The sequence below is a fragment of the Limnohabitans sp. MMS-10A-192 genome, from assembly GCF_003063335.1.
Taxonomy (GTDB): Bacteria; Pseudomonadota; Gammaproteobacteria; order Burkholderiales; family Burkholderiaceae_C; genus Limnohabitans_A.
Genome location: NZ_NERX01000003.1, coordinates 85,099 through 109,422 on the forward strand (window position 1 = coordinate 85,099; position 24,324 = coordinate 109,422).

The 24,324-nt window shown below is 61.1% G+C and carries 27 protein-coding genes; 10 read left to right on the plus strand and 17 right to left on the minus strand.

All coding sequences use genetic code 11. The features are described from left to right. Positions 1-4: 4 nt before the first annotated feature. The 3 genes from secB to B9Z43_RS07555 all read right to left on the minus strand — a co-directional run bounded on the left by secB (position 5) and on the right by B9Z43_RS07555 (position 1,264). Positions 5-466, minus strand: a complete 462-nt coding sequence (gene secB, locus B9Z43_RS07545; RefSeq protein ID WP_108324238.1) for a protein-export chaperone SecB — start codon at positions 464-466, stop codon at positions 5-7. Between the two features lie 124 nt (positions 467-590). After that, the gene (grxC, locus tag B9Z43_RS07550) at positions 591-851 is read right to left on the minus strand and encodes a glutaredoxin 3 (RefSeq protein WP_108324239.1); all 261 of its coding nucleotides are present in this window, start codon (positions 849-851) and stop codon (positions 591-593) included. Between the two features lie 11 nt (positions 852-862). Further along, entirely contained in the window at positions 863-1,264 is a 402-nt protein-coding gene (locus B9Z43_RS07555) for a rhodanese-like domain-containing protein (RefSeq protein ID WP_108324240.1), read from the minus strand. A 113-nt stretch (positions 1,265-1,377) separates the two neighbouring features. Here B9Z43_RS07555 and gpmA point away from each other — a divergent pair, with 113 nt between their 5' ends. From gpmA to B9Z43_RS07570, 3 genes are all read left to right on the plus strand, one after another. Beyond that, positions 1,378-2,115, plus strand: coding sequence for a 2,3-diphosphoglycerate-dependent phosphoglycerate mutase (gene gpmA, locus B9Z43_RS07560; RefSeq protein WP_108324241.1), 738 nt, complete (start codon positions 1,378-1,380; stop codon positions 2,113-2,115). A gap of 123 nt (positions 2,116-2,238) precedes the next feature. Next, entirely contained in the window at positions 2,239-3,693 is a 1,455-nt protein-coding gene (locus B9Z43_RS07565) for a S41 family peptidase (RefSeq protein WP_108324242.1), read from the plus strand. Between the two features lie 5 nt (positions 3,694-3,698). After that, positions 3,699-4,454, plus strand: a complete 756-nt coding sequence (locus tag B9Z43_RS07570; protein ID WP_108324657.1) for a molybdopterin-synthase adenylyltransferase MoeB — start codon at positions 3,699-3,701, stop codon at positions 4,452-4,454. Positions 4,455-4,519: 65 nt separating this feature from the next. Here B9Z43_RS07570 and B9Z43_RS07575 read toward each other — a convergent pair whose 3' ends face one another. Both B9Z43_RS07575 and B9Z43_RS07580 read right to left on the minus strand, forming a co-directional pair. Continuing rightward, a complete protein-coding gene (locus tag B9Z43_RS07575) occupies positions 4,520-5,041 on the minus strand; it encodes a thermonuclease family protein (RefSeq protein ID WP_233249959.1) in 522 nt (173 codons plus the stop codon). A 5-nt stretch (positions 5,042-5,046) separates the two neighbouring features. After that, positions 5,047-5,601, minus strand: a complete 555-nt coding sequence (locus tag B9Z43_RS07580) for a MarR family winged helix-turn-helix transcriptional regulator (protein ID WP_108324661.1) — start codon at positions 5,599-5,601, stop codon at positions 5,047-5,049. Positions 5,602-5,734: 133 nt separating this feature from the next. On the opposite strand from B9Z43_RS07580, the gene B9Z43_RS07585 reads away from it, so the two are divergent. Genes B9Z43_RS07585 through B9Z43_RS07600 form a run of 4 tightly spaced genes read left to right on the plus strand, consistent with a single transcriptional unit; the run spans position 5,735 to position 10,754 of the window. Then, positions 5,735-6,694, plus strand: coding sequence for a tripartite tricarboxylate transporter substrate binding protein (locus B9Z43_RS07585; protein WP_233249960.1), 960 nt, complete (start codon positions 5,735-5,737; stop codon positions 6,692-6,694). Positions 6,695-6,728: 34 nt separating this feature from the next. Further along, positions 6,729-7,706 carry a tripartite tricarboxylate transporter substrate binding protein gene (locus B9Z43_RS07590; RefSeq protein ID WP_108324244.1) on the plus strand — a complete coding sequence of 326 codons (978 nt, stop codon included), beginning with the start codon at positions 6,729-6,731 and terminating at the stop codon, positions 7,704-7,706. Between the two features lie 4 nt (positions 7,707-7,710). Further along, complete coding sequence (locus B9Z43_RS07595; RefSeq protein WP_108324245.1) at positions 7,711-9,045, plus strand: sulfatase; 1,335 nt, start codon at positions 7,711-7,713, stop codon at positions 9,043-9,045. Positions 9,046-9,068: 23 nt separating this feature from the next. After that, complete coding sequence (locus B9Z43_RS07600; RefSeq protein ID WP_199222274.1) at positions 9,069-10,754, plus strand: SulP family inorganic anion transporter; 1,686 nt, start codon at positions 9,069-9,071, stop codon at positions 10,752-10,754. Positions 10,755-10,766: 12 nt separating this feature from the next. Here B9Z43_RS07600 and B9Z43_RS07605 read toward each other — a convergent pair whose 3' ends face one another. The 4 genes from B9Z43_RS07605 to B9Z43_RS07620 all read right to left on the minus strand — a co-directional run bounded on the left by B9Z43_RS07605 (position 10,767) and on the right by B9Z43_RS07620 (position 14,148). Further along, positions 10,767-11,753, minus strand: a complete 987-nt coding sequence (locus tag B9Z43_RS07605; protein ID WP_108324246.1) for a tripartite tricarboxylate transporter substrate binding protein — start codon at positions 11,751-11,753, stop codon at positions 10,767-10,769. A 17-nt stretch (positions 11,754-11,770) separates the two neighbouring features. Then, positions 11,771-12,253, minus strand: coding sequence for a nuclear transport factor 2 family protein (locus B9Z43_RS07610; protein WP_108324247.1), 483 nt, complete (start codon positions 12,251-12,253; stop codon positions 11,771-11,773). After that, complete coding sequence (locus B9Z43_RS07615) at positions 12,250-13,545, minus strand: SRPBCC family protein (protein ID WP_108324248.1); 1,296 nt, start codon at positions 13,543-13,545, stop codon at positions 12,250-12,252. The genes B9Z43_RS07610 and B9Z43_RS07615 overlap by 4 nt, the downstream gene beginning before the upstream one ends. A 159-nt stretch (positions 13,546-13,704) precedes the next feature. Then, on the minus strand, positions 13,705-14,148 hold the full coding sequence (locus B9Z43_RS07620) for an SRPBCC family protein (RefSeq protein WP_108324249.1): 444 nt from the start codon (positions 14,146-14,148) through the stop codon (positions 13,705-13,707). 136 nt (positions 14,149-14,284) lie between these two features. On the opposite strand from B9Z43_RS07620, the gene B9Z43_RS07625 reads away from it, so the two are divergent. Then, on the plus strand, positions 14,285-15,562 hold the full coding sequence (locus B9Z43_RS07625) for a DUF4113 domain-containing protein (protein WP_108324250.1): 1,278 nt from the start codon (positions 14,285-14,287) through the stop codon (positions 15,560-15,562). 52 nt (positions 15,563-15,614) lie between these two features. Here the strand turns inward: B9Z43_RS07625 and B9Z43_RS07630 are convergent, their stop codons facing one another. The 6 genes from B9Z43_RS07630 to nudB all read right to left on the minus strand — a co-directional run bounded on the left by B9Z43_RS07630 (position 15,615) and on the right by nudB (position 20,127). Beyond that, positions 15,615-16,433 (minus strand): DUF429 domain-containing protein, encoded by an 819-nt coding sequence (locus tag B9Z43_RS07630; RefSeq protein ID WP_108324251.1) that lies wholly within the window; start codon positions 16,431-16,433, stop codon positions 15,615-15,617. 6 nt (positions 16,434-16,439) lie between these two features. Further along, complete coding sequence (locus tag B9Z43_RS07635; RefSeq protein ID WP_108324252.1) at positions 16,440-16,862, minus strand: BLUF domain-containing protein; 423 nt, start codon at positions 16,860-16,862, stop codon at positions 16,440-16,442. A 2-nt stretch (positions 16,863-16,864) separates the two neighbouring features. Continuing rightward, positions 16,865-17,593, minus strand: a complete 729-nt coding sequence (gene folE / locus B9Z43_RS07640) for a GTP cyclohydrolase I (protein WP_108324253.1) — start codon at positions 17,591-17,593, stop codon at positions 16,865-16,867. 85 nt (positions 17,594-17,678) lie between these two features. Beyond that, the gene (gene clsB, locus B9Z43_RS07645; RefSeq protein WP_108324254.1) at positions 17,679-18,908 is read right to left on the minus strand and encodes a cardiolipin synthase ClsB; all 1,230 of its coding nucleotides are present in this window, start codon (positions 18,906-18,908) and stop codon (positions 17,679-17,681) included. A gap of 2 nt (positions 18,909-18,910) precedes the next feature. Continuing rightward, positions 18,911-19,663 (minus strand): endonuclease/exonuclease/phosphatase family protein, encoded by a 753-nt coding sequence (locus B9Z43_RS07650; RefSeq protein ID WP_108324255.1) that lies wholly within the window; start codon positions 19,661-19,663, stop codon positions 18,911-18,913. Then, a complete protein-coding gene (nudB, locus tag B9Z43_RS07655; RefSeq protein WP_108324665.1) occupies positions 19,663-20,127 on the minus strand; it encodes a dihydroneopterin triphosphate diphosphatase in 465 nt (154 codons plus the stop codon). Before nudB ends, B9Z43_RS07650 begins: the two co-directional genes overlap by 1 nt. A gap of 41 nt (positions 20,128-20,168) precedes the next feature. On the opposite strand from nudB, the gene B9Z43_RS07660 reads away from it, so the two are divergent. Both B9Z43_RS07660 and B9Z43_RS07665 read left to right on the plus strand, forming a co-directional pair. Next, entirely contained in the window at positions 20,169-20,813 is a 645-nt protein-coding gene (locus B9Z43_RS07660; RefSeq protein ID WP_108324256.1) for an ATP-binding cassette domain-containing protein, read from the plus strand. A 364-nt stretch (positions 20,814-21,177) separates the two neighbouring features. Further along, complete coding sequence (locus B9Z43_RS07665) at positions 21,178-21,564, plus strand: RNA-binding protein (RefSeq protein ID WP_108324257.1); 387 nt, start codon at positions 21,178-21,180, stop codon at positions 21,562-21,564. 205 nt (positions 21,565-21,769) lie between these two features. Here the strand turns inward: B9Z43_RS07665 and aspS are convergent, their stop codons facing one another. Then, positions 21,770-23,584, minus strand: a complete 1,815-nt coding sequence (gene aspS / locus B9Z43_RS07670; protein ID WP_108324258.1) for an aspartate--tRNA ligase — start codon at positions 23,582-23,584, stop codon at positions 21,770-21,772. Between the two features lie 62 nt (positions 23,585-23,646). Then, positions 23,647-24,312: a DUF502 domain-containing protein gene (locus B9Z43_RS07675; RefSeq protein WP_108324259.1), complete on the minus strand. Its 666-nt coding sequence runs from the start codon at positions 24,310-24,312 to the stop codon at positions 23,647-23,649. Positions 24,313-24,324: the final 12 nt, after the last annotated feature.

Below are 24,324 nucleotides of genomic sequence, written 5' to 3' on the forward strand. Positions count from 1 at the left end.
TCGATTACTGCTGGGTCGCAGCGGCTTGCGCTTGTTGCTGCTCGTACATGGCCTGGAAGTTGATCTCGGCCAAATGCACGGGTGGAAAACCAGCGCGGGTGATCAGATCGGCCACGTTGCCACGCAGGTAGGGGTACACGATTTGCGGGCAGGCGATGCCCATGATGGCGCCCATCTGGTCTTCGGGCACATTGCGGATTTCAAAAATGCCGCCTTGTTTGCACTCGGCCAGGAACACGGTCTTGTCACCGATTTTGGTGTGGACCGTGGCGCTCACGCAAACTTCAAACACGCCATCGGCCACAGGCGTGGCTTCCACGCCCAACTGAATGTCCACACTGGGTTGCTGCTGCTCGATCAGAATGGCAGGCGAGTTGGGCTGCTCCAGCGAAGCTTCCTTCAGATACACACGTTGGATCTGAAAAACAGGATCTTGGGCTTCGGCGGTGTTGGTGATGTCGGACATGGTGGCTCACTTGAGAAAAAATTGGGCAGTCCAAAAGGGACCGCCCTGAATGAAACAGCAGAATTATCCGCGATCAGACCCCCCCTGTTTTTAACGAAAACGGGCGGGTGAAAAAATCAACGCATCAAGCGCCTTGAAGCAGGGGCACCAAGCCGCCCTTGGCGTCCAGCGCCATCAGGTCGTCGCAGCCGCCCACATGGGTGTCGCCCACATAAATTTGAGGCACAGTGCGGCGGCCGGTGATTTGCATCATGTGGTCACGCTGGGCGGGGTCCAGGTCGATGCGGATCTCTTCGATCTGCTCCACACCCTTGGCCTTGAGCACCTGCTTGGCGCGGATGCAATAAGGGCAAACGGCGGTGGTGTACATCTTGACGGCTTGCATCCCATTTCCTTTCAGACTTTTTCAACCGGCATGCTGGCCGCTTGCCAGGCTTTGAGGCCACCGGCGAGCGATTGCACGTTCTCGTAACCGAGCTTTTGGGCGGCTGCGGCAGCGCGGGCCGAACGGGCCCCCACCTGGCACACCATCACCACCGGGGTGGCTTTGTTCTTGACCACTTGGGCCAATTTGGCCTCCAGCTCGCCCAATGGCAGGTTTTTGGCGCCGATCACATGGCCTTGGGCAAACTCGCCAGGCTCGCACACGTCGATGACCACGGCTTTTTCACGGTTCATCAGCTGCACCATGTCTTGCGGGCTCAGGCCACTGCCTTTGCCCAGCACGGGCACGATCAAGGCCACACCAGAGGCCAGGGCCACGGCGATCAACATCCAGTTGTCGAGGAAAAATTTCACGAAATAAACCTTTGTAAGGCATCAAAACACCGGCCCGTCAGCGGGCCGCCAAGTCAAGATTCTAAAATGGCGGGCTTGTCCCTTGTTTTTCACAGCTTCTGCTGCCACTCACCATGTACAAACTTGTCCTGATCCGCCACGGCGAATCCACCTGGAACCTTGAAAACCGCTTCACCGGCTGGACCGATGTGGACCTGACCCCCACCGGCGTCTCACAAGCCATGTCGGCCGGCAAACTGCTCAAAGCCGAAGGCTGGGATTTCGACCTGTGCTACACCTCGGTCTTGAAGCGCGCCATCCGCACCCTGTGGCTGACGCTGGACGAGATGGACCGCACGTGGTTGCCCGTGGTCAAGGACTACCGCCTGAACGAGCGCCACTACGGCGGTCTGCAAGGCCTGAACAAGGCCGACATGGCCAAGCAGTACGGCGACGAGCAGGTCTTGGTCTGGCGCCGCAGCTACGACACGCCGCCACCGGCCCTGGAAGCGACCGACCCCCGCAGCGAAAAGAGCGACCGCCGCTACCCCAATGCCGACGCCGTGCCCTTGACCGAATGCCTCAAAGACACCGTGGCCCGCGTGCTGCCCGCCTGGAACGACAGCATCGCCCCCAGCATCAAAGCAGGCAAGCGTGTGCTGATCGCGGCCCACGGCAACTCGATCCGGGCCCTGATCAAGTACCTGGACGGCATCTCCGACAGCGACATCGTGGGCCTGAACATCCCCAACGGCATCCCGCTGGTGTACGAGCTGGACGAAAACCTCAAGCCGATCCGCCACTACTACCTGGGCGATGCCGCCGCAGCCGCTGCAGCAGCAGCCGCCGTGGGCAACCAAGGCAAGGCCTGATCCACCTGGGACGGCGCTTTGCCGTCGCCCTGGGTCTTTACCTGAAATTACAGGCCCACCCCAGCAGGGGCTGGGCCTGCGGTGTATATTGAACCGTATCTCCTACAGGGAACAGACAGCAATATGGGACAGAAACTCAAGATCGTCGGTTGGCTCAGCGTGGGCGCCTTGGCGGGCGCACTCACCACCGTGTCACTGCAAACCGTGGCGCGCGGCAACATGGCGCCTTTGCCCCTCGAAGAATTGCAGCAATTGGCGGCCGTGTTTGGCATGGTCAAAAGCGACTACGTCGAGCCTGTGGACGAAAAAAAGCTCATCACCGAAGCCATCTCCGGCATGGTCGCAAGTCTGGACCCGCATTCCCAATACTTTGACAAAAAGAGCTTCAAGGAATTTTCCGAAGGCACCTCCGGCAAGTTCGTCGGCGTGGGCATCGAGATCAGCCAGGAAGACGGCCTGATCAAGATTGTCTCGCCCATCGAAGGCTCGCCTGCGGACCGCGCAGGCCTCAAAACCAATGACCTGATCACCAAGATCGACAGCACCGCCGTCAAAGGCCTGTCGCTCAATGAAGCCGTCAAGCGCATGCGTGGCGAGCCCAACACCAAAGTGGTGTTGACCATCTTCCGCAAGGACGACAGCCGCACCTTCCCGGTGACCATCATCCGTGAGGAAATCAAGACCCAATCGGTCAAGGTCAAACTCATCGAGCCGGGCTATGGCTGGGTGCGCGTGTCGCAATTCCAGGAACGCACCGTGGAAGACTTTGCACGCAAGGTCGAAGACATGGTCAAGCAGTCGCCCCAGCTCAAAGGCCTGGTGCTCGACCTGCGCAACGATCCGGGCGGCCTGCTCGACGCCGCCGTGGCCTTGTCTGCCGCTTTCCTGCCCGAGAACGTCACTGTGGTCTCCACCAACGGCCAGCTCGAAGAAAGCAAATTCACCTACAAGGCCTCGCCCAAGTTCTGGCGTCGCAACGAAAGCAACGACCCGATCCAGCGCCTGACGCAAGCCACCGGTGGCATGCTCAAGAAAGTGCCCTTGGTCGTACTGGTCAACGAAGGTTCGGCCTCGGCCAGCGAGATCGTGGCCGGTGCCCTGCAAGACTACAAACGCGGCACCTTGATGGGCAGCCAGACCTTTGGCAAAGGCTCGGTGCAGACGGTGCGCCAGCTGGGCCCGGACACCGCGCTCAAGATCACCACCGCCCGCTACTACACGCCCAATGGCCGCGCCATCCAGGCTAAGGGCATCGTGCCCGATGTGATGCTCGACGAGACCGAGAACGGCAACCTGTTTGCCGCCTTGCGCACCCGCGAAGCCGATCTGCAAAAACACCTGTCCAACGGCAAAGGCAAGGAAGACGAGAAGCTGGACCCCGAGCGTGAAAAAGCACGCGAAGAGGCCATGAAGAAACTCGAAGAAGATGCCAAGAAACCCTTGGCAGAGCGCCGCCTGCCCGAATTCGGTTCTGACAAGGACTTCCAGCTGCAGCAAGCCCTGAACCAGCTCAAGGGACTGCCCGTCAAAGCCAGCACCACACTGGCAGAACGCAAGGCCGAGAAAAAAGACGAGTGAGCGCCATGGATGACGCCCAGCTGCTGCGTTATTCGCGGCACATCCTGCTCAATGAACTGGGCATCGACGGCCAGGAAAAACTGCTGGCCTCGCATGCCCTGATCATTGGCGCAGGCGGCTTGGGCTCTCCGGTCAGCCTGTACCTGGGCAGTGCAGGCGTGGGCCACATCACCGTGGTCGACCATGACCAGGTGGACGCCACCAACTTGCAGCGCCAGATCGCCCACACCCTCGACCGCGTGGGCCAATACAAGGCCGACTCGGTGCGCACCGCGATTGCCCAGATCAACCCCGATGTGCGCGTCACGCCCATCACGCAGCGGGCCGATGCCGCCTTGCTGGACACGCTGGTGGCACAAGCCGATGTGGTGATCGACTGCTGCGACAACTTTGAAACCCGCCACGCCGTCAACCACGCCTGCGTGCTGCACGGCAAACCGCTGGTGTCGGGCGCAGCCATCCGCATGGACGGTCAGGTCTCGGTCTTTGACAGCACCCAGGCCGATGCCCCTTGCTACGCCTGCATCTTTCCGCCCGACCAAGCGCCCGAAGAAACCCGCTGCGCCACGATGGGCGTGTTCGCGCCGCTGGTGGGCATCATCGGCAGTGTGCAAGCGGCCGAGGCCCTCAAGATTTTGAGCAGCATGGGCAGCCACATGGCCGGACGCCTCTTGATGCTGGAGGGGCGCGACCTGTCCTGGACCGACATCCGCATGGGGCGCAACGCCCAATGCCCTGTTTGCGCAGCACACCGGAGCTGATCCGCTGCTTGAACCTTACGTCGGAGCTGAAGCGCCGACCTGCAACGAGCCGGCCCGTCCAATCCTCAATTCAAGGGAGCATGGCAAGTGCCATGAAACTTTCTGAATACCGGCGGAGCCATCGCAGCGTCGGATGCTGCAAACAAGCCACGTTTGTCTTTTTGAGCCCGCTTTTGCAGCTTCGCATAAGGCCCAGCCCCCACCCGGTAGCGGTAAGCCCAAGCCATGCCGCTGCGGACCATCTCCGCCCCCAAATCCACGCCATCGATGCGCACTTGTGCGACTTGTCGGCCGTAATGGTCTTGACCGAATGCTTGCACCTGCACGGTTTTGCGCAAGGCCAAGCGGATCATGGCGTCGCGTGAAGCTTCGCCACCGGGCTGACAAGTCTCTGGCGCGTCTATGCCATCGATGCGCACGGTGAAGGGCTCCTTGTGGCCTTGCGGCACCAGGAGCAAGGTGTCGCCATCCATGACCCAACTCACCCAGGCGGTCGTCGCCACGGCCTCATCCGCCCAAGCCACAGGACAAGCCAGCAAACTGCAAAGCAAGCCCAGCGCCATGCGGGAAAAGTTGGATGCGCTCACAGGCTTCACGTGGTGCTGCCTTGCACCGGGGCCCGCGCAGATGCAGACGCAGAGCGCCCTCTGCGGCGGTCCGCCTTGGGCAAATCCGGGCCCAGCGTTTCTTGCAATGCCAACGCCTGCTGGCGCAAGCGCTCCAGCGCGTCATCCAGCGCTGCGGCCTCAGCGGACGACAGCACCGACAGGATGCGGCTGTTGATGTCCTGGATTTGCGGCATCAATTGCGCATACAGCGCCTGCCCGGCCGGCGACACACTGACGCGCGCACTGCGCCGGTCGTGCGGCAAAGTCGTGCGCACGATCAATTTTTTCCGCAACAAGGCCGTGATGGCGCGCGACGTACGCGCCCGATCGCGGTGCATGCGCTCTGCCAGCGCCGAGGACAGCAGGCCTTCGGGATGCGCATGCAACTGGGCCAGCATGCCCCACTCACGGCGCGTGATGCTATAGCCGCCTTCGCACAGGCGCACCACCATCGCGCCAGCGGCGGCCGACAGTTGGCCGATGCGGTAGAGCAACAGGTCATCGACCGAAGCCAAGCGTTGGGATGGAGACAGTGTCATCGGTGGCATCAGGGTTTTCAGGGGGGATGGTTGATTAGATCAATCACCTCAAAAAGCCTACATTGTGGAGCAGACGCTTGCGCGGCTTGGGTCATCGCAAGTCCTCATCGATCCACCCTGAAAAATCGCTTTCATGATGAAATCCATTCGCCACCGCCTGGGCTCTGGCCTGCTGCTCATGGCAGCCTTGTGCGCCCATGCCCAGGAAAAACCGCCCCTCAAAATCTTGGTGGGCTTCCCGCCCGGTGGCTCGGCCGACGTGATGGCTCGACTGGTGGCCGACGCCTTGCGCGAAGATTTCAGCCCCATCGTGGTCGACAACAAACCCGGCGCCGGTGGCCGCATTGCGCTGAACATGGTGAAAACCGCCAAGCCCGATGGCCAGACCGTGATCGTGCTGCCCAGTGGTCCGATGGTGCTGTTCCCTCACGTTTACAAAAAACTCGACTACGACGCTGTCAAGGACTTCACACCGGTCTCGCAAATTGCCCGCTTTCAATTCGGCGTGGTGGCGGGTCCGGCTTCGGGGGTTAAGAGCGTCAGTGAAATGATCGCCAAAGCCAAAGCGCAGCCCGGCGTCAACAGTTACGGCACGCCAGGCGCAGGCACTTTGCCCCACTTCATGGGCGTGCTGATGGAGCAGTCGGCCGGCGTGCAACTGAACCACGTGCCCTTTCAAGGCGGTGCCCCAGCCAACAATGCCCTGCTGGGTGGCCACATCGACTACAAGTTCGACGTGGTCAGTGAGACCGCTGAACTGCACCACAGCGGCAAGGCCCGCATCATCGCCGTGACCGGCAGCAAACGAGACACACAAGTGCCTGAAGTGCCCACCCTCAAAGAAGCCGGTGTGAACATGGAGGCGACTGCGTGGTTCGCCATGTATGGACCGGCGGGCCTGAAGGGCGAAGCGCTCATCCGCCTGGAAAAAGCCATGATGAAAATCGCACGCGATCCGGCCATGAAAGACAAGATGATCAAACTGGGCTACGAGCCCATCGGCTCCAGCTCGATCGAATTGGCTGCCGCACAAAAAGCCGATCTGACACGCTGGGAAAAACCCATCAAAACCACGGGCGTACAGCTCGACTGAACCTGTTTATCCCCTTGACATCAAGCCTTTTGACATGAACACATTTTTCCTTTCCCGCAAGCGCTGGAGCGCCGCCCTGTGTCTGCTCGCCTGCGCTGCAGTGGCCCCATCCTGGGCCCAAAGTTACCCCAGCAAACCCATCAAATTCATCACCAACTTTCCAGCGGGCGGGCCATCGGACTTTTTAGCCCGCACGGTGGGTGAAGCCATCACCACCCAGTTCAAACAGCCTGTGGTGGCCGAAAACAAGCCCGGCGCGGGCGGCAACATCGGGGCTGACTTTGTCGCCAAAAGCCCGGCCGATGGCTACACCGTGCTGTTTGGCATCGACACCACCTTCACGGTCAACCCCTACATCTACAAAAGCATGGCCTTCAAGCCCGCAGACCTGCGGCCGATCATGGTCATGGTGTCTTCGGGCTTGCTGGTCGGTGCGCACCCCAGCACAGGCTTCAAAACACTCAAAGACCTGATCGCCCAAGGCAAAGGCAAGGGCCTGAACTTCAGCAGCGCGGGCAGCGGCAGCCCGGGCCACTTGGCAGCCGAAATCTTCATGGACGCGGCAGGCATCAAGATCCAGCATGTGCCCTACAAAGGCAACACCCCGGCCGTGACCGCTGTGCTGGCGGGCGAGGTGGACGCAGGCGTGCTGGCCACCCCCGGCATGCTGCCCCATGTCAAGACGGGCAAGATCACCGCGCTGGCCGTGACCAGCCGCCAGCGTTCAGGCTCGGCCCCCGACATTCCCACCGTCACAGAAGCCGGTCTGAAAGACCTGGAACTCGAAGTGCTGTACGTGGCCATGGTGCCTGCGGCCACGCCCGAGCCCGTGGTGCAGTTGTTGCAAAAAGCCTTCACCGATGCGCTCAAGCGCCCCGACACACAAGCCCAGCTGACCAGCATGGATTTGTTTTATGAAGGCCTGACCGGCCCCGATGCGGCCAAACGCCTGAGCGACCAATCGCAGCGCTATGGTCGTGTGGTCAAGTCCACCGGCATGAAAGTGGAATAAGCCCATGACCAACACCCAACGCCCCAACATCATCTTCATCGTCGCCGACGACCTCGGCTTTGCCGACCTGGGCTGCTACGGCGGCCGAGACGCGAAGTTCGGCAAGGTCTCTCCTGTTCTGGACCAGTTGGCCGCCAAGGGCCTCAAGTTCACGCAGGGTTATGCCAACTCCCCCGTGTGCTCGCCCACCCGCTTTGCGCTGATGACGGCGCGTTACCAGTACCGGCTGCGCGGCGGCGCCGACGAGCCCATCAACAGCCGCAGCCGTGGCAGCGCCGTGTTGGGGCTGCCACCAGAGCACCCCACGCTGCCGTCCTTGCTCAAGGCAAGCGGCTACCGCACCGCCTTGATCGGCAAATGGCACTTGGGATACCCACCCCATTTCAGCCCGCTCAAATCGGGTTATGACGAATTCTTTGGTCCGATGTCGGGCGGGGTGGACTACTTCACTCATTGCGCCTCCAGCGGCGCGCACGACCTGTTCACAGGGGAAGACGAAACCCCTGAAGACGGCTACCTGACCGACATGCTGTCCAAGCGTGCGGTGGACTATGTCGAGCGCGTGGCGCCGGGCGCTGCACAAGGCACGCCCTTCTTTTTGAGCCTGCACTACACCGCGCCGCACTGGCCCTGGGAAACCCGCGAAGACCATGCGCTGGCGGCTGAAGTGAAAGACAACATCTTTCACCTGCACGGCGGCAACATCCACACCTACCAGCGCATGATCCACCACATGGACGAAGGCATTGGCTGGGTGGTCGAGGCGCTCCAAAAAACCGGGCAACTCGACAACACCCTGATCGTCTTCACCAGCGACAACGGCGGCGAGCGTTTCAGCGACAACTGGCCCCTGGTGGGCGGCAAGATGGACCTGACCGAAGGCGGCATCCGCGTGCCGTGGATCGCGCACTGGCCCGCTGTGATCGCACCCGGCGGCACATCGGCCCAGCACTGCATGACCATGGACTGGTCGGCCACCATGGTCGAGCTGGCTGGTGCCAAGGCCCATGACGACTTGCCCTTTGACGGCGTGTCCATGCTGCCCGTGCTGCGCGACGCCCAGCACCAATTTGACCGGCCGCTTTACTGGCGCATGAACCACCGGGGCCAGCGCGCCCTGCGCATGGGCGACTACAAGTACCTGCGGGTGGACGGCAACGACTACCTGTTCAACATCCCCGCCGACGAACGCGAACGCGCGAACCTGGGCGGGCGCCAAGCCGAGCGATTGCAAGCCATGCGCGCTGCGTGGGAGGCATGGGACGCCACCGTGCCCGCCATCCCCGAGGACGCGACGGTGAGCCTGGGCTACTCTGTCAAAGACATGCCTCAGCGCTGAGGCGCGGGCGGCTAAGATCAAGCATGGCTTCCATGCAACGTTTTTTGACTTTTCGCCACTGGCCGCGCCTGAGCGCTGATCTGGCCCGCACCGAAGTGCTGGCCGGACTGACGGTCGCGCTGGTGATGGTGCCCCAGGCGGTGGCCTATGCGGGCCTGGCGGGCATGCCCTTGGTCACAGGGCTCTACACCTGCCTGGTGCCCGCTTTGCTGGCCGCTTTGCTGGGCAGTGCCAACCGCTTGTCGGTCGGCCCTGCTGCGCTGACCTGCGTGCTGATTGGCGCATCGCTGACAGGCATGGCCGAACCAGGCTCGCCTGAATGGGTTTCACTGGCCGTGTGGCTGTCATTGTTGTCGGGCGGCATCCAGCTGCTGCTGGGGCTGGGCAATTACGGCTGGCTCATCAACCTGGTCAGCTCCCCGGTGATGATGGGCTTCACGCAAGCGGCTTCCTTGCTGATCATGGCCTCACAAGTGCCCGCCTTGCTGGGTGTGAAAGCCTGGAGCTGGGACGTGCAGACCTGGGGTGTCTGGATGACTGGATGGCCTGCCTTGTTTGGCTTGGCAAGCCTGATCGCGCTCTTGTTGTTGCGCAAATTCAAGCCGCGCTGGCCCGGCATCATGCTGGTGATGGCGGCGGCCTCGGCGCTGGGCTATGCCAGCGGGTATGAACAACACGGCAGCGTGGTGGGCCTGTTGCCTGCTGGCCTGCCTGACTTTTACTGGCCACACTGGCCTGGTCTGGACATGCTCAACCAGCTGTGGGTGCCAGCGATGGTGATCGCCCTGGTGAGCTTTCTGGAGACCGCATCGAGCGCCCGCATCGAATGCCAGCGCGACGGCAAACGCTGGGACGACAGCACCGAGTTGTTTGCACAAGGCCTGGCCAAACTGGCCTCGGCTTTCTCAGGCAGCTTCCCAACCAGCACCTCGTTTTCACGCTCGGCCCTGATGCTGTACGCGGGTGCCCGCTCGGGCTGGGCCGTGGTGGCATCCATTGGTTTTGTCTTGCTGGCTTTGCTGCTGCTCATGCCCGCGCTGCAATACGTGCCGCGCTCGGTCATGGCCGCTGCGGTGATCGTGGCCGTGCTCAACTTGTTCCAGCCCAAACAGTTCCTCAAACTCTGGCGCATTGACCGGGTCGAGACCATGACCGCGGCGGTGACTTTTGCGATCACCCTGGCCACGGCACCGCGCATCTATTGGGGTGTGATGGCGGGCGTGCTGGTGGGCCTGAGCCACTTTTTGCACACACGGCTGCACCCGCGCATCATCGAAGTGGGCCTGCACCCCGATGGCAGCTTGCGCGATCGCCACCTGTGGAAGCTGCCGCCTCTGGCACCCCATTTGTATGCCTTGCGCATGGACGCCGAGCTGGACTTTGCCGCTGCCAGCGGTTTCGAACGCGCCATCACCGAACACTTGGCGCTCAACCCCGAGGTGGCGCATGTGTGCCTGTTTGCACACCCGATCAACCGGGTCGATGCCACGGGTGTGGAAACCTTCGGTCAGCTGCAAAGACAATTGTTCAGCCGAGGCATCACACTGCACATCAGCGGCATCAAGCTGCCGGTAGAGACGGCCCTCAGACGTGCCGGCGAGTTGCCCGCCAACCCGCTGCTGAAGATGTACCGCACCGATGCCGATGCGCTGCAAGCCTTGGCACAGTTGGCGCCGCTGCCTAATGACATCGCGGCGGCCAACATCTGAAACAGGCGTGGGTCAGTCGATGGTCACGCCACCGTTTTTGATGACCTGACGCCAACGCTCGGTGTCTTCCTTCATCCATTGCGCCATCTCTTCTGGCGTATTGCCTACAGGCTCGGCACCCACCTCGGCAAAACGGCGCATCATCTCAGGGGTGCGCAAGATGTCGCCAATCAGGCTGGACAGACGCTGCGCAATGGCCACGGGCGTTTTGGGCGGTGCCACCAAGGCGAACCAGGCCACCGCCACCACGCCTGGGACGATCTCCTGCAAGGCAGGCGTCTGCGGCATGCTCGGTATGCGCTTGGCGCTGGTGACCGCCAAAACCTTGAGCTTGCCACTGCGCAAATGGGCCGATGCTTGCGCCACATTGCCGAACATCACATTCACATGTCCGGCCAGCAAATCGGCTACGGCAGGCGCATCGCCTTTGTAAGGCACATGGACCAGCTTGGTGCCGGTTTTTTGCTTGAACAACTCTGCCGTCAGGTGCGCGGTGGAGCCGTTGCCTTGCGAGGCATAGCTGAGCTTGTCAGGATTGGCTTTGGCATAAGCGATCAATTCCTGAACCGAATTGGCAGGCACCGAGGGGTGCACCATCAAGGCATTGGGCACCAAAGAGAACACCGTGATCGGCACGAACTTGGCCGGGTCGTAATTGAGCTTGGGGTAGAGGCTCACGTTGATCGACAAGGGCGGCGGCGGCGCAGCCATCAAGGTGTAGCCATCGGGCTCGGCATTGAAGAGCATTTCGGCAGCGATGTTGCCTGCTGCACCCGGCTTGTTTTCAATCACGATCGTTTGCCCCAGCTTGCTGGACAGGGCTTCCGAGACCAAGCGGGGGAACAAGTCAGCGCTGCCGCCTGCGGGGTTGGGCACCAAAATCTTGATGGTCTTTTGCGGCCAGGCTGCAGGACTTTGCGCCCCCGCCGTGGTGGCCCAGCCAGGCAGACTCAGGGCCAAAGAAGCACTCAAGAATTCACGGCGACGGTGGTGTGTCATGGCAAGCTTTCAGCGTTTCAAAGGGGAATGACCAACAAGGTTTCGATGATGCGCGAGTCGTACAAGAACAAGCGCCGCTTGAAGCGCGGCCCGTCGGGCGTGATCACGACTTCGTCTTGGCATTGGCCGGTGGAAAAAATCGCCATGTCACCGTCCAGCGACATGGTGCGCACCACCAGGTAATTCGAGCGCACCTGCAGCACGCCATCGGCCTCACCCACGATTTGCACACCCGACAGGATGTGCCGGTAGTGGTGCGGCTCGTAAATGTTGGCCACGCGCATGGACTTGATGCGGTCGCGCAGCTGCGCGGCACTGCGGGCGTCGATGATGGCCATGGGCAAGCCCCGGTCATGGTTGAAGCGCGACTGCACGGTGTAGCGGCCATCGGGCAGCAAGAGCTCTGCAATGGCTTCCACCCGGTCTTCGTCGATGGCGCGGGCCCATTCGTAGATGAGGTTTTCAACTGCCCGGAAATGTTGTTCGTGTTGCGCGCTCATGCCAAATCCATGTCTGATCGGTAGTTGTGCCAGAAGTTGCGGATGGCGCGCTCCGAGAGTTTGCTGGTGCCGCCGCTTTCCAGCGTTTTGCCGCCCATTTCAATGAAGCTCTCGCCGCTTTGCCCATCGGCCATGGCTTTTTGCATCATCTCGCAAACAGCCGCATCCTCCACCGAGATCATGCCGGCCGATCCAGCCAGATTGGCTTGCACCAAGCGGCTTTGCGTGGTGGCCTCGTCGTCATCGGCGAAACCAAAATAAGTCCAGACCAAATCCGACTCACCCACACCGCGCGGAATGAGCTGCCGGGTCGCCAAGCTGTTGGCAATTTGGTGCAGAACGAAGCTGGGGTAGGTCGTCAGGATCTGCACGCTCACGCCATCACCAAACTCGTCACGCCACTTGAGGATGCTGGGGTCCTCCAGCTTCATGTCGTCGTTCACGGACCGCAAGGCGGCGCTGGTTTTGTCAAAGTCTTCCGACTTTTTTTCGGTGCCGGCCTTGGTGTAGAAATACACATGGCGGCCGCTTTGATCGAGCGTCATCCCCGACTCTTGGGACTGGCGCGACAAACCAAAGGTGCCGTAGAAAGTGTGCAGGATGTTGGCGTGGTAAGAGTCCCGAGGGTTCTCGTGGTACGTCTTCCAGTTGGCATGGATGCGCTGGGTGTCGTAGCCCAGCACCTTCAAAGGCTTGTGCAGCACACGTCGGATGCCTGCGGCCACATCACCCAGCCAGGCTTGCAGGGACTCAACCTCGTCCGAGAAGGTCGCAAAGACCAGACCGCAAATCGTTTCCACACGCAATTTGTGCAGACCATGTTCGGACAGTTGAAAGTCCTTGGGCAAGCCGCCTTCACCCCGCAAACCGTGGCTGAAAGCCGCGTGCGTGAGGTCACCCTTGAGGTTGTAGTTCCAGGCGTGGTAGACGCAATACAGCTTCTTGGCCTGGCCAAACGCATCGCGGCACAGCATATTGCCCCGGTGCGCGCAGCGGTTGACCACCGCATGCAGTGAGCCATCTTCCGCCCGGGTCAGCACCACCGACTGGTCACCGATGTAAGTGGTTTTGAAGCTGCCCACCTCGGGCACTTCGGCCTCCAGGCCCAAATAGTTCCAAGTCTTGCCCCGATAAATTTTGACTTGCTCTTGGGCGTAAATGTCCGGATCGGTGTAAACCCAATACGGGGCCCGGGTATAGCCCTCAGCAGGCCATGGGCGGGCGGTCTTTTCTCGAGAGCTGGTGGGGCCGCGCACCACGGCTTCGTGGCTGGCATGGGCTGGCGTGTTCATATCGGTCAAGCTGGGCTTTCACGTTGGAGAGTGGTTCAGCCCAAACATAAGGCCAAGTCCTCAGGGCACTTGTCATGCAGATGACTGAGCCAACCCGCGTGCAGAGCACGCATTTCCCAATGAGCCGACAGGCTTGCGCATGCGCAGTAACTCAAAAGTTCAACTTGGAATCTCCGCCTCGACCAGCAGCGCCAGCAAAGTCAATGACTCTTGCCAACCCAGACAACACATTTCTGGCGGGATCATCTCGGGAATGCCCGACTGCTCGATGTTCACCTCGGTGCCCACCAAGACAGGCTTGAAAGTCACCGTCGTGGTCATCTGCCCAGGCAAATTGGGATCGTCAAAAGTGTCGGTGTGGCTCAAACGCTCGCTGGGCACCAGCTCCAAAAAGGTGCCGCCAAAGCTGTGGGACTGGCCATTGCCCAAATTGGTGAACGACATGCGGTAGCTGCCCCCCAAGCGGGCATCGATCTCGTGGACCCGGCCTGTGAAACCGTGCGGCGGCAACCACTTGGCCATGGCATCGGGGTCGATGAATGCACGAAAAATCCGCTCGGCGGGAGCGCGCAGGACACGTTGAAAACGGACGGTGTGGGTCATGGGGAGTCATTCCTTCAGAGGGACTTGAAGCTTATCAGGGGCACAACAGCCTGCTCGCCCGATGCTTCACACTTTCTGTTCGTCAAGGGATGATGGATGGTAAAAATACTGTATTTATTTACAGTATATTCAAGGCATGCTCCGCACCCTCTTCGTTGACTTCAACAGCTACTTCGCCTCGGTCGAGCAGCACCTGAACCCGGCCCTGCGTGGGCGGCCGGTGGGGGTGGTGCCGGTCATGGCCGATTCTTCGTGCTGCATTGCGGCCAGCATTGAGGCCAAGGCCTTCGGGGTGAAGACGGGCACGGGCGTGGCCGAGGCCAAGCGTTTGTGTCCGGGCATCGCCATCGTGCTGGCCGACCATGCCAAATATGTCGAGATTCACCAGCAAGCCGTGGCGGCGGTGGACCGGATCGTGCCGGTGCGCCAGGTGCTGTCGATTGACGAGATGGAGTGCGAGTTGACCGGTCGCTGGCGTGAACGTGACCGGGCCATCGCATTGGCGCATCAGGTCAAGGCCGAGGTGCAGCGCAGCGTGGGCGAATGCCTGCGCAGCTCGATTGGCATCGCGCCCAACACGCTGCTGGGCAAGCTGGCCTCCGACATGCACAAGCCCGATGGCATGACGGTGATCGAGCAGCACGAGTTGCCCGAGCGCTTGTTTCATCTGAAGCTGTCGGACATCCAGGGCATTGGCCCGCGCATGCGCGAGCGCTTGTCGCGCTGCGGCATCGAGACGATGGCGCAGCTTTATGCCGCGCCGCGTGATTTGCTGCACACGGCCTGGGGTGGTTTGGCGGGGGCTGACATGTACGACAAGCTGCGCGGCCAGTGGTACGGGCCACGCGCCACGGTGGCAAGGTCGCTGGGACATTCGCATGTGTTGCCACCCGACTTGCGCCACCCGGAAGGGGCGCGCCAGGTGCTGCACCGGCTGACGCAAAAGGCCGCCATGCGGCTGCGCAAGCAGGGCTTTTATGCCACGGCTATGCAGGTGTTTGTGCATTGCGCGCACCGCTGGCAGCGCGAGGCCGGTGGCGAGCGCTATGTGCATGTGGGCGAGACGCAGGACACCGGGTTTTTGCTGCACACACTCGACCAGCTGTGGTTCAGCGGGCTGCATTTGTTGCAACACCCCAAAGCGGTGGGTGTGCAGTTGTGCGGTCTGGTGCTGGCCAGTCAACACACGCCCGATTTGTTTGAGATGCTGGAAGAAGCCCCCATCACGACCGCGCAGGCCCTGCAAAACCACCCGGTGCAGCGTGACCGGACCCGCTTGATGTCGGCCATGGACGCGCTCAACCGCACGCATGGCAAAAACGCGGTCTACTTTGCCAGCGCACACCACACGCTGGATGCCGCACCCATGCGCATCGCGTTCAACCGGATTCCGGATCTGGAGACAGAGCGCTGATGTGCTGGCCATGGACCGCCATGGCTGCGCTCGCGATCAGAAGCAACAGCGCTCAGGCCGTGACGATCCAGCCTTCGAGCGGATCGCAGGGCGGCAAGCCGTATTGCGGGTGTCCGGCTTCGTGTTGCTGCTGCGCCCAGGCCGCTTGCATCAGGCACAGCGTGGCGTCGAGCGCATCGCCACTGGCATCGTCGGCCAAGCGGCCCAACAGCGCATTGCTGGCCACCAGACGCAGGCCCAGACGGGTCTGGCCGCGCTCCAATGCACCGAGCAGCTCACGCCGAGCCAGCAGACGCTCGGGTGTTTGTTTGGCTTTGTCGTCGCTTTTGTAGCTGCGGCTGCCCAACACCTCGCGCGCCAGCAGGCCGGGGTAGGCTTCCAAAGCCACACGGCGGTGATCGCCCGCGTGCAAACCGGGCAGGTGCACACCCGCTTGGCGCAACAGCGGTACGCCCGCGTGCAACATGTAGGCCACGGGCGGGTTGACCCACTTCATGGATGGGCTCGAGCCTGCGGGTTTGTCTGCAGCGCGGTGGGCGAACTTGCCACCCACGGGGCGGGCATTGCAAAAGGCGGCAAATTGTTCGCGAATTTGGGGGCGCTCCAGCGCGCAGTAATGGTCCATGCAGGCGGCCCAGTCGGTAGACCAGCCCAGCGTCTCGACCAGTTCACGCGGCAGCCCAAAGGGCAAATCAAAGCCGCCCACCCAATCGGCAGGCTGCGCCAGCCAATCGCCAAATGCGTTCAGCTTGTCAAAGGTTTGAAGGGCTTGCAGTTGCACCCGGCCCTGCCGGGCTTGGCCCAGCGCCAGCACGATGGGTTTGCGCTTGCTGGGGCTGCTGGAAAAGTCGCAGCCGATCAGAGACGCCACGACCGATCAGGCGCGGCCGATGATGGACGCCGTGGCCATCAGCTCTTCAAGCAGGGCCAGGGACACTTTGCCCGAGACGCTGTAGGGGTCCAGCTCGGCGCGCTCGGAGTATTTGAGCAAAATGTTGGTGTTGACACGCGAGGCATCCACCTGACCCATGGTCCAACCACCAAAGCGGCGTTCGGAGATTTCTTCGTAGTGCAGCAAGACCACTTCTTTGTGGCGCGCATCTTTCTGGATGTGCCCATACAGCTCGCTCACGGCGTTGCGCCCACCTTCGATGGCTTGCAAAAAGATGCCACCGCCGTAGCACAGGATGCCGGTGATGCCACTGCTCGGGTTGAACTGGCGCGACTGGGCCAGGATGGATTCGATGGTCTCCGCACGGGTGTCCACAGCGCGGCTGGCGTAAAGCAGGCGTACCAACATGGTCAGTTCTTTCCAGGAATCAGGGACAGGAATTCACGGCGCAGGTTCGGGTCCTTGAGGAAGGCACCACGCATGACCGAATTGATCATCTTGCTGTCCATGTCTTTGACGCCGCGCCAGCCCATGCAGTAGTGGCTGGCCTCCATGACGATGGCCAGGCCATCGGGCTGGGTTTTGCGCTGGATCAGGTCGGCCAGTTGCACCACGGCTTCTTCCTGGATCTGGGGGCGGCCCATGATCCATTCGGCCAGGCGAGCGTACTTGGACAGGCCAATCACGTTGGTGTGTTCGTTGGGCAACACGCCGATCCATATCTTGCCGATCACGGGGCAAAAGTGGTGGCTGCAAGCACTGCGCACGGTGATGGGGCCGACGATCATCAGCTCGTTGAGGTGCTCGGCGTTGGGGAACTCGGTGATCTCGGGGCCGTCCACATAACGGCCTTTGAACACTTCCTTCAAATACATCTTGGCCACACGGCGGGCGGTGTCGCCGGTGTTGTGGTCGTTCACGGTGTCAATCACCAGCGAATCGAGCACACCTTCCATCTTGGCGGTGACTTCGTCCAACAACTTGTCCAGCTCACCGGGTTCGATGAATTCGGCGATGTTGTCGTTGGCGTGGAAGCGTTTGCGGGCCGCATGGATGCGCTCGCGGATTTTGACGGAAACAGGAACGCCTTCGTCTTCGGGCGTGGCGGCAGAAGCAGTCATGGCGTCTGGGGCTTTCATTAACATGGCAAGGATCGTAACAGCGATTGATCAAGCTGGCCCGGCCGCCCGGCCAACACCCATGCCCGGGCGAAGGACTACGGCTTCAGTAACGGTTGCCGCTCAAAAACAAGGCCAGGCGCATCAGGCCAAAGGCCACGCGGTCGCGCAGCCTTTGCGGCCAGGGTCTTTGGGTGTAGGTATCGACCACCACAGGGCTGCTTTGCTCATCGATGGCGCGGCTCAAGCGCTGGTGCAATTGCCGCGCAAACACCTTGTCGGCCACCACCACATTGGCCTCCCGAGCCAGCAGCAAACTCAAAGGGTCCAGGTTGGACGACCCCACCGTGGCCCAGGGGCGGTCGTGATCAGGGTCGACCACAGCCACCTTGGCGTGCAGAAAACTGGCTTCGTACTCATGAATCTCCACCCCTGCGGCCAACAACACGCCATAGACCGGCCGGGTCGCGTGGTACTGCATGAAATATTCGTAGCGCCCTTGCAGCAGCAAACGCACCCGCACGCCCCGCTGCGCCGCATGGATCAAGGCCTTGCGCAAACGGCGCCCGGGCAAAAAGTAGGCATTGGCGATGACAATTTCATGGCGCGCCGCGCCGATGGCCCGCAAATACGCTTTCTCGATCTGCGTGCGGTGCAGCACGTTGTCGCGTAAGAGCAAACCCGCTTTGGCCACGACATGGGCGCCGGCAGCGCCACCGGCCTCGTGCGACCAGGGCAAGTGTAGACCCGCCGCCCGAAAGGAGCTGAAGGCCTCGGGAAACTTTTGCTGGCGCACATGGCGCACGCCCTGGATGCGCCACCACAGCTGCGACATGGTCTCTTGCATCTGCTGCACCAAGGCCCCTCGGGCGCACACTGCAAAATCAAAGCGGGGCTCGGGCAAGGCGCCATGATGCGGGTCATACCAATCGTCCAGGATATTGATGCCGCCGCAAAACGCGAGGTGCCCATCGATCACGCACAGCTTGCGGTGCAGCCTGCGCCAACGGCTGGGAATCAAGAGCCCCAAAGTGCCCAAGGGCGAATAAATGTGCCAGGCCACACCGGCGCGCTCGAAACGCTCACGCCACTCGGCAGGCAGCCGTGGGGTGCCCACACCGTCCACCACCAGCCAAACCCGCACGCCTCGCAAGGCGGCGCGCTCCAGCGCTTCGGCCACCATCAAGGCTGCGCCGTGGAAATCAAAAATATAGGTTTCCATGTGCACCTGCGAGCGGGCTTGCTCGAGCGCCGACACCAGCGACTCGAAGTAGGCCTGGCCGCCCTCGATCAGCTTGATCTGGTGGCCGTCTCGCAGGGGCGGGCTGTAGCGCATCGTCAGTCGGTCCAGGCCAGCTCGGCCACCAGCGGCAAGTGGTCAGACATGCGTGGCCAGATGCGCCCGGCGGGCACCATGGCGCGCACTGGGCGAAGGCCACGGGCATAGACATGGTCGAGCTGGTTCAAGGGCAAGCGAGAGGGGTAAGTGGGTGTCGGCTGATCGCGCCACTCGGCAAAGCCCGCAGACGCCATGCGCCGCCCAAGTCCTGTGCCCCAATCGTTGAAATCCCCCGCCACCAACACTGACGCGTGGCTCGGAATGTGGGCTGCGATGTAGTCCAGCAAAGCTTGCGTCTGACGCACGCGGCTGGCGGGCACCAGCCCAAGATGCACCACGATCACATGCACCACGCGGTCCACCACCTGCACTTCGGTGTGCAAAAAGCCGCGCTGCTCAAACCGGTGGTCCGAGATGTCGCGGTGCTGGTGCGACAGCACGGGCCAGCGCGAGAGCATGGCGTTGCCATGTTCGCCGTGGCGCGTGGTGGCGTTGGTGCGGTACACCGCTTCGTAACCCTCGGGCGCCAAATAGTCGGCCTGCGGCTGGGCAGGCCAATGGGCAAAGTGAAGTGCTTCGCGCCGGTTCATGCGCCGCACTTCCTGCAGGCAAACGATGTCGGCATCGAGCTGCTCCACCGCATGGCCAATGTTGTGGATCTCCAGCCGCCGCACAGGCCCCAGCCCCTGCACACCTTTGTGGATGTTCCAGGTGGCCACCCGCAGCGTGGGGTGTTCGTGGCGCTGAGGCATCAGGTACACCCTTGGGCAAAGCGCGGCAGCATCAAAATGGCTTCTGCGTTCGATGGCGAAAAACAGGTGTCCACGGCCTGCTGCCAGTGCAGCCACTGCCATTCGGTGTGCTCGCGCGGGCTCAGCGTCACAGGCGTGCCCTCGGGCACCAAGAGGCCAAACACCCGCTCGGTGTTGCGGCTGACTTCAGGCGCGTAACGCCAGCGCCAGGCCGGGTAGATGTCGTAAGTGTTTTCGAGCTGCCAGTCTTGCAGCTGGCACTGCGGGTGAAGCGCATCGATGCCGGTTTCCTCTTGCACCTCACGCACGGCCGTCTCGGCCCAGTCTTCGTGCAGAAAATCCTTGCTACCGGTGACCGACTGCCAGGTGCCCGCATCCACGCGGCGGATCAGCAAGACATGACGGCTGGGGGTGTAGATCACCACCAGCACGGATTCGGGGATTTTGTAATCAATGGAGGTCACCACCCCATTCTAGGCAGGCGCAAGCTTGCTAGGATTGCGCCATGTCGTCTTTCTCACACGCCCCCTCCCACCTGCACGTCACGGCCCTGAGCGGAGGACCGGGTAACTTGCCCCTCATTCAAAATTTGACGCATGCTTGGAGCGCCGGAGTCCACTGGATCTGCGGTGACGAAGGCACCGGCAAAACCACCTTGCTCCGACTGCTGGCGGGCGATTTACCCACCATGACGGGCAGCGTGAGCAGGCCAGAAGGCGGCGTGTTCTGGGTAGATCTGCAAGGTGCTGCACACGACCAGGTCTTGGTTCAAGACTGCTGGGATGCCATGCGCAAAAACTGCCCGCGATGGAATGAAGAACTCCTGCAACAACTGATCAGCGATCTCGATATGGATCAGCACCGCCATAAACGGCTGAACATGTTGTCCACCGGCAGCCGACGAAAAGTGATGGTCATTGGGGCGCTGGCCTCAGGCGCCACCGTCACATTGCTGGACCAGCCCTTTGTGTCACTCGACCTGGCCTCGATTCAGACAATCCAAGATTTTTTGAGCGAAGCCGCTGAGCACCCCCAACGTGCATGGATCGTGGCGGACTACGAAGTGCCGGCGGGATGGCCGCATCGGGGTGTACTCGATCTGGACTCACGGAGCGGCCATCGCTCAGTGGGAGAAGAAAGCGGGACTTGAGAAAACAAGCCGACACCGTGAAGCTGATCACTGCGCACGTCGGACTTGATTGAGGGCGATGGCCACAGGTGGCACAACACACGAGTGGTCGCCAGACCACACAAACGGTCATGCTCAACGCCGAAAACCGCAAATTGATCACTTGAGATGTAGTCAATGCCCTGTCACATGTGCGTTTACAAACAAATCGACAAGAAAGGCTTATGTCTTTTTGCCGTGATGCCCCATAATGTGTCTGTGCGTATTTTTTTATACGGCACATGTCAGGTGATCGGTCAGTTTCGCGCGCTACGGCGGCAGTTTTCAGTTTGTTGTGCTTTCGGGACCCCATCGCTTTGTTTTTTTGTATTTCTGAGGAGTCCCCATGGGCAATAAACTTTACGTCGGCAATCTGCCGTACACCGTTCGCGACGAAGACCTGCAACAGGCATTCGGCGAATTCGGCGCCATCACCAGCGCCAAAGTCATGATGGAACGCGACACAGGTCGTTCTAAAGGTTTCGGCTTTGTCGAAATGGGCAGCGATGCCGAAGCGCAAGCCGCTATTGAAGGCATGAATGGCCAATCTTTGGGTGGCCGCAGCATCACCGTGAACGAAGCCCGTCCGATGGAAGCTCGTCCTCCACGTACCGGTGGTTTCGGTGGTGGTGGCGGTTACGGCGGTGGCGGCCGTTCAGGCGGTGGCGGCTACGGCGGTGGCGATCGCTCCGGCGGTGGCGGCTACGGCGGCGGCGGTCGCGGCGGCTACTAAGCCCTGCACCCCTTCAACGGCCTGAAGGCCGTTGCACATTTTCTGACTCGGCCTCACCGCTGAGCACAGACATCAAAGGCTTCAAAACTTCGGTTTTGAGGCCTTTTTTGTGGCCCGGTTGCGCAGTGCCCGGCCGGATTTAAAGCCACAAAAAAGCCAACGCCACCGGAAGGTGGCGTTGGCTTTTGGTGGGTCTTACGGCAGCTTAAGCGGCTTTGACGGCATCCACATTGCGCAAGCGGATGTGCAATTCGCGCAGCTGCTTTTCGTCCACTGGGCTTGGCGCTTGCGTGAGCAAGCACTGAGCACGTTGCGTCTTGGGGAAGGCAATCACGTCGCGGATGGACTCGGCACCGGTCATCAAGGTGACGATGCGGTCCAAACCAAAGGCCAAGCCGCCGTGTGGAGGCGCGCCGTATTGCAGCGCGTCGAGCAGGAAGCCGAACTTGAGCTGGGCTTCTTCGGGCGTGATCTTCAAAGCGTCAAACACTTTTTGCTGCACGTCGGCGCGGTGGATACGCACCGAGCCGCCACCCATCTCCCAACCGTTCAACACCATGTCGTAGCCCTTGGAGATGCACTTCTCGGGGGCCGTGACCATCCAGTCTTCGTGGCCGTCTTTGGGCGCGGTGAAGGGGTGGTGCACAGCGGTGTAGCGCTGGTTTTCGTCGTCGAATTCGAACATCGGGAAGTCGACCACCCACATCGGGGCCCAACGGTCTTCAAACAGGCCATTGGCTTTGCCAAAGGCGCTGTGGCCGATCTTGATGCGCAAGGCACCGATGGCATCGTTGACGATTTTTTCTTTGTCAGCGCCGAAGAAAATCAGGTCGCCGTTTTGTGCACCGCTGCGCTCCAGCACAGCCGTCAATGCGGCGTCGTGGATATTCTTGACGATCGGCGACTGCAAACCGTCACGGCCTTTGGACAGGTCGTTGACGCGGATATAGGCCAGGCCCTTGGCACCGTAGATCTTGACGAACTCGGTGTAGGCGTCGATCTCGCCACGGCTGATGCCGCCGCCTTCAACGGAACCATTGGGCACGCGCAAGGCGACCACGCGGCCGCCTTTCATGTTGGCTGCGCCCGAGAACACCTTGAAGTCCACATCGCCCATGACGTCGGTCACTTCAGTGAACTGCAGCTTCACGCGCAAGTCGGGCTTGTCAGAACCGTACAAGTGCATCGCGTCCTGGTAGGTCATGACCGGGAACTCACCCAAGTCCACGCCGATGGTCTTCTGGAACACGCGCTTGATCATGCCCTGGAACATGTCGCGGATTTCTTCTTCGGTCAGGAACGATGTTTCGATATCAATCTGTGTGAATTCGGGCTGGCGGTCAGCGCGCAAGTCTTCGTCGCGGAAGCACTTGGTGATCTGGTAGTAACGGTCATAGCCCGCCACCATCAAGAGCTGCTTGAACAGCTGGGGCGACTGGGGCAAGGCAAAGAACTGGCCATCGTGCACGCGGCTGGGCACCAGGTAGTCGCGCGCGCCTTCAGGCGTGCTCTTGGTCAGCATAGGGGTTTCGATGTCCACAAAGCCGTTTTCGTCCAAGTACTTGCGCACTTCCATCGCCACTTTGTAGCGCAGCATCAGGTTGTTCTGCATGTACGGACGGCGCAGGTCCAACACGCGGTGCGTGAGGCGGGTCGTCTCGGACAGGTTTTCTTCGTCGATCTGGAAAGGCGGCGTGACAGAGGCGTTGAGCACGATCAGTTCATGGCACAGCACCTCGATCTTGCCGCTTTTCAGGTTGTCATTGCTTGTGCCATCGGGGCGGGCACGCACCACGCCTTTGATCTGCACACAAAACTCGTTGCGCACGTCTTCGGCCACTTTGAACATCTCAGGGCGGTCGGGGTCGCACACCACTTGCACATAGCCTTCGCGGTCGCGCAAGTCGATGAAGATCACGCCACCGTGGTCACGGCGACGGTTGACCCAGCCGCACAGGCTCACGGTTTGGCCGCTCAAGGCTTCGGTCACCAGACCGCAATAGTGGGAACGCATGGACATGTTTTTTGCTTTCTTAATTCAATCGGTCATCGGCCTTCAGGCGATCACCACATTCACGAGGATTATTTGAGGGCTGAGGCTTCAACCGAGGAAATTTGATCAGGACCACCGGGCACCACCACGCCCATGGAAATGATGTACTTGAGGGCATCGTCCACACTCATATCGAGTTCGATCACGTCGGCCTTGGGCATCATCAAAAAGAAACCTGAAGTGGGGTTGGGCGTGGTGGGCACATACACGCTGACCATGGGCTGCGCAAGGTGCTTGGCCACTTCGCCACCAGGCGTGCCGGTCAAAAAGGCGATGGTCCAGGAACCTTGGCGAGGGTACTGCACCAAAAGGGCTTTGGAAAACGCATTGCCGCTGCCCGAAAACAAGGTGTCGGCGACCTGTTTGACGCTGGTGTAAATGGTTCGCACCACAGGGATGCGGTTCATCAGGTTGTCCCACTTGCGCAGCCACCACTGGCCAAACATGTTGGCGACAAACACGCCTGTTGCAAAAATCACCAAGGCCACCAGGATCACGCCCAGACCAGGTACACCCCGCAAAGCTTCGGCCAGCTTGTGCATGCCGGGAATCAATGAATCTGCCGCGTGCAACACGGCCAAAAATATGCCGTCCAGCAAGCCCACCAGCCAGGTCAGGACCCAGACGGTGATGCCCATGGGCAGCCACACCAGCAGACCGGTGATGAAGTACTGTTTGAAGCTGCGTGTTTTCATGAAGTGGCGATC